This window comes from Sandarakinorhabdus sp. (assembly GCF_032115815.1).
Classification (GTDB): Bacteria; Pseudomonadota; Alphaproteobacteria; order Sphingomonadales; family Sphingomonadaceae; genus Sandarakinorhabdus.
The window spans coordinates 301-5,209 of the sequence record NZ_JAUMBI010000128.1; the positions used below are offsets into that span (position 1 = coordinate 301).

Consider the following 4,909-nt stretch of genomic DNA (forward strand, 5'->3'; position numbering starts at 1 on the left):
CAGGATCGCCAGATAGAGCGGCTTCAGCGCGCGGGCGTAATTGCCCCAACTGCCGGTGATGGCGATATCCACCAGCGTGCGGTTTTCACCGAAGCTATAGGCCCAGATCACCGCCAGCGGCGCCAGGAACAGCGCAAACAACCACACCACCGGCGGCAGCCCCACCGCCGCAAACACGCCAGGCGCCTGGGAAGGCCGTTGCAGCATCATGCCGCCATCACCCGTGTGATCGCCTCTTCCACGGCGCGGATGTGGCCGATGCCCTGAAAGCGGCCATAGCCGCTCTTCGCCATGGCTGGGCCGGTGGGGAAGATCACCTGGTTGGTGCGATATTCCTCCGGCATCAGCGCCAGCGCCGCGGCGTTGGGCGTGGGGAAACGGATCGTGTTGGCGATATCGGCGCCTACCTTGGCATCCAGCAGATAATTGATGAAGCGATGGGCATTGTCCGGCCGCGGCGCGCCGGTGGGCACGCACAGGCAATCGCTGTTGATCAACGTGCCTTCGCGCGGGATCACGAACGCCAGATCATCATCGTCGGCCATCACCTGCGCGATGTCGCCATTATATTCCACCACCAGGTCAATCTCGCCGCTGGCCAGCAGATCCTGGCCCTCATCATGGTGGAACAATTTCACGTGGCGCTTCTGGCGGATGAGCATCTGCGTCACCTGCTCCATGACCGCCGGCGTCACGGCGTTGACCGAATGGCCGAGATATTTCGCCCCCAGCCGGATCAGATCATCGCCTTCCGCCAGCAGGCCGATGCGGCCGGAATAACGGTCTGAATCGAGCACCCATTTCCAGCTATCAGGCACGCCATCAACGCGGGACTTGCGATAGCCGATGCCCAGCGCCAGCCAGGTGTAGGGCATCGACCAGCGCCGGCCGGGATCATAAGGCACATCCACGAACTCCGGCGCCAGATTGGCCCGGTTCGGAATGCGCGCGTGATCGAGCGGGCTGAGCATCCCGGAAATCTGCAACCGTGTGACGAATTCGTTGGAGGGCACGATCACATCGAAGCCGGGATTGCCGGCCCGCAGCCGGGCAAACAGTTCGTCGTTGTTGGCATAATGGCTCATGCGCACGTCGACGCCGGTGGCTTGTCTAAAGTCGGTCAGCGTCGTCTCGCCGATATAGGTATCCCAATTGTAGAAGTTCAGACGCTGCTCCTCGCCATTGGCCCCCTTGGGGAAGGCACGCGAGCAGCCATCCAGCACCAGCGCCGCCGCCAGCCCACCAAAGCTGCGGCGGCTCAGATCAGGCATTCGCCAGCACCCAATCGTAATCCAGCGCCGGCACCACCGCCATGTACCGCTCCTGCTCGGTGCGCTTGACGCTGGCGAACATGGCAAGCGTGGCAGCACCCAGATATTCGGGCAGGATGCGCCCGGCTTCCAGCGCGCGCACGGCGGCAAACCAGTCGCCCGGCAGCGCCGGCTGCGCCTCGGCCGCCGCATAGCCATCGCCGATCACTGGCGGGCCGGGATCGATGCGGTTGGCAAGGCCGTGATGCACGCCGGCAAGCAATGCGGCGAGCGCCAGATAGGGATTGGCATCGGCCCCGGCGATGCGATGTTCGATATGGCGGCTTTCATCGGGGCCGGCGGTGATGCGGAAGCTGGTGGTGCGATTGTCCATGCCCCAGCTCGCTGCCACGGGGGCAAAACTGCCCGCCTTGAACCGGCGATAGCTGTTGGCATTGGGGGCAAAGATCGCAAAGCTTTCCGCCAGCGCCGCCTTCAGCCCGCCGATGGCATGCAGCAGCGGCGCATTGGGGCTGCCGTGCGGGCTGGCGAAGATGTTGGCGCCAGCCGCATCGTTGATGGACACATGCAGGTGCAGGCCATTGCCGGCCGCATCGGCAAACGGCTTGGCCATGAAGGTCGCCAGCATGTCGTGGCGGCGGGCCACCTGCTTCACCAGCCGCTTGTAGAGCACCACATCATCCGCCACGCGCAGCGGATCGGCGCGATATTTCAGGGTCAATTCCATCTGCCCCGGCGCATATTCGGAAATGGCGGTCTCCAAGGGCAGACCCGCTGCATCGGCCGCCGCCCACAAATCGGCCAGGAACGGCCCGGCATCGTCCAGTTCTTCCAGGCCATAAGTGCCGTGCGTGGCCGGCCGCGCTCCGCCCATCCGCGCTGGCTGCGGCGGCTGGCCGTCGGCCCGGTTGCGATCGACCAGGTAGAATTCCAGCTCACACGCCACCACCGGGGTAAGGCCATCAGCTTGGCAACGCGCCACCACGCGGGCCAACGCCGCCCGGCAATCAATCTCGCAAACGCTGCCATCCGCTTCGAACAACGAGGTGATGACCGCGGCCCGCCCCGGCCCGGTGGGCACCAATGTGCCGGGCGCCGGCCGGGCAAAGCGATCGCTGTCGCCATTTTCCCACACCAGCCCTGTATCGAAACAATCCTGACCCGTCACATCGGCGACCAAGATCGACACAGGTAGCGGCCGCCCGGCGCCATAGAGCGCCGCCAGTTCATGCACCCGGATGCGCTTGCCGCGCGCGGTGCCCGACAGGCCGGTGAAGATGATATCGACAAACGCGGTATCGGGATGGGCCGCCAGAAAGTCCTGCGCCTCGGCCGGCGGCGCCACTGCGATCGTCATGTCCACTCCTGCCAGCCTCGCCTTGGTCCGCTACACTCGCAAAGCGCAGGCCTGCCAGCAACCCCCCGGCGGTGGTCATTTGGCCCATGCGCGCCACGGCTTGATCGTCAGCAATTACCGAAAATTACCTTTCATTAACGGCATTGATTGACTTGGCCGGTGGCGGCGCGCAAGAATCAGGCTGTTTTCGGGGGAGAATGGCCATGCGGCTGCGCCACCTGCTGGGGTTGGCTGCGCTGATTTTCGGTTTGGCGGCCTCTGGCCAGGCGCAAACCCCGCGCCCGGCTGCCCACATCACGCCGCGTGTGATCGTGCAGGCGGTGCGCGGCGGCATCGAAACCGCTGCCTGGTCGGCCGATGGCCGCACGATCTTCACCGCCTTCGGCTTCACCCGCGAATTGCTGGTGTGGGATGTCGCCACCGGCAACATCATCGATCGCGTGATGCTGCCCCTGCAGGTGCGCAACGAAGCCGACGTGATGAAGATGCGCGCGATGACGCTGCTGCCCGATGGCCGCACACTGCGCCTTGATGCCGAGATCCTGGACAGCAGCGCGCCCAACATGCAGGGCGGCCGCACCTATTTCGTTGATGTGGTGACGCGGCGGGCCACCGTGGCGCCCACGCCGCCACGATTGCCGCCGCTGCCCGCCGATATGGATTTCGGCACCTGGACGCAGCGCTGGATGGGGGCGCTGGAAGCCATTTACGAAGGCGGCACCGACATGAGCGAGGCCGACGCCAATGGCCTGCTGCCGCGGCTGCCCGCCTCCCCTGACGGTGCGTTGCAGATCGTGCGCGCCGGTTCCGGCATTGGCGTGCGCGGCCGCGACGGCAAGACACGCGAACTGGAGACCAGCGACGATTTCCAGAATCTCGATCATGCCGCCCTGTCGCCAGACGGCCAGACCGTGGCGCTGCTGCATCCCGACGAGGACGACAAGGGCAAACCGATCATCAACATCGATCTGCTCGATCTGGCCGACGGCGACCTTGGCGACCAGATCACGCTGCCCGGCAGCTATGATCGCCTGCACTGGCTGAACCCGCGGGAACTGCTGGCGCTGCCGTTCGACGACAGTGATGATCCGCTGGACGATGCGGCGGCAGGCGTGCCGTCTGATGTGCTGAAGGTTGACGTCAGCAGCGGTGCGACGCTGGGCCGGCACCCGGCGCGCTGTTTCGTCACCAGCCTGGCCGATGGAACATTGATCGGTGCCGGCCTCGCCAACTGCCGTTCCAGGGTGCCCGACGATCGCGCGCTGCAGCGGCTGGAAGGCGGCCGCTGGGTGAAGCTGGCCGGCCATGAAATGCCCAAGGGCGCCCACATCAGGCTGATTGCCGCCAGCCGGCGCGGTGGGCAGCTGGCGGTGGTGACCAGGCTGGCCGATGGCACGCACGAGATCGTTGTTGTCGATCCCGCCACCGGCGCGCCGCAGTACGCGATCACCTACGACGACAAGGACGCTGTCTTCATGACGGCGGAATTTTCGAATGACGGGAAGATATTGTGGATGGCGGGCGGCGGCGCGGTGCTCGAATGGACCCCGGCCGCCCCTGACAAGCCCGATGGCACGCCGGCCACCCGCGTGTTCGAGGTGGGCGTCACCGCCCCCACCAGCCTGGTGGAACGGCGCGGCGAACTGCAGGTGATGGGGCCGCTGGACGACCGGATTTTCAGCATCGATCTGGCCAGCGGCACTGCCCGGCCACTGGTCGAATTCACGGGGGCGCTGGCGGGCGGCACATTGGGCAACCGGCCGATCCGCTGGGCGGTTTCCCTTGGCGGGGACCTGACGCTCTGGCAGGCGCAAACCGGCCAGACGCTGCTCACCACCGCACTGCTGCCCGAGGGCGATTATGTCACCGCCACGCCGGAGGGCCGCTATGACACCAACATGGACGCCGACGATGCCAGTTTCCGCTGGTTCGTGCCGGATGAACCGTTCCAGAGCCTCAGCCCCCAAACGTTCATGCGCGATTATTTCACGCCGCGCCTGCACCGCAAGCTGGTGGACTGCACCACCGCCAACAACTGCGCCGAGGTGCTGAAACCGCTGCCATCAATCGCCGGGCTGAACCGGCTGCAACCGGTGGTGACGATCACCGGCGTCGAAATGGACCCCAAGGAGCCCGGCGACGCCTGGGTGAACCTTGAGATCGACGAGGCCGTGAACCCGAAAACCCGTCGCCGCTCCGGCCTTTATGGCCTCAAGCTGCTGATGAACGGCCGCGAGGTGGCGCGTGATCCCGATGATCCCGATGCGCCGCTGCCGCGCAC

General features: G+C 65.8%; 3 protein-coding genes and 1 pseudogene. 1 reads left to right on the plus strand and 3 read right to left on the minus strand.

Annotation, left to right across the window (positions count from 1 at the left end; genetic code table 11):
- The 3 genes and pseudogenes from RT662_RS07720 to RT662_RS07730 form a co-directional block, all read right to left on the minus strand.
- Positions 1 to 207: pseudogene (locus RT662_RS07720) on the minus strand (ABC transporter permease); the annotation flags it as partial.
- Positions 207 to 1,271 carry a spermidine/putrescine ABC transporter substrate-binding protein gene (locus RT662_RS07725; protein WP_313670132.1) on the minus strand — a complete coding sequence of 355 codons (1,065 nt, stop codon included), beginning with the start codon at positions 1,269 to 1,271 and terminating at the stop codon, positions 207 to 209. The gene RT662_RS07725 and the pseudogene RT662_RS07720, both read right to left, overlap by 1 nt.
- Positions 1,264 to 2,628 (minus strand): glutamine synthetase family protein, encoded by a 1,365-nt coding sequence (locus RT662_RS07730; RefSeq protein ID WP_313670133.1) that lies wholly within the window; start codon positions 2,626 to 2,628, stop codon positions 1,264 to 1,266. The genes RT662_RS07725 and RT662_RS07730 overlap by 8 nt, the downstream gene beginning before the upstream one ends.
- A gap of 203 nt (positions 2,629 to 2,831) precedes the next feature.
- On the opposite strand from RT662_RS07730, the gene RT662_RS07735 reads away from it, so the two are divergent.
- Positions 2,832 to 4,909: hypothetical protein (locus RT662_RS07735; RefSeq protein WP_313670134.1), on the plus strand; the 2,078-nt coding region annotated here is incomplete at its 3' end.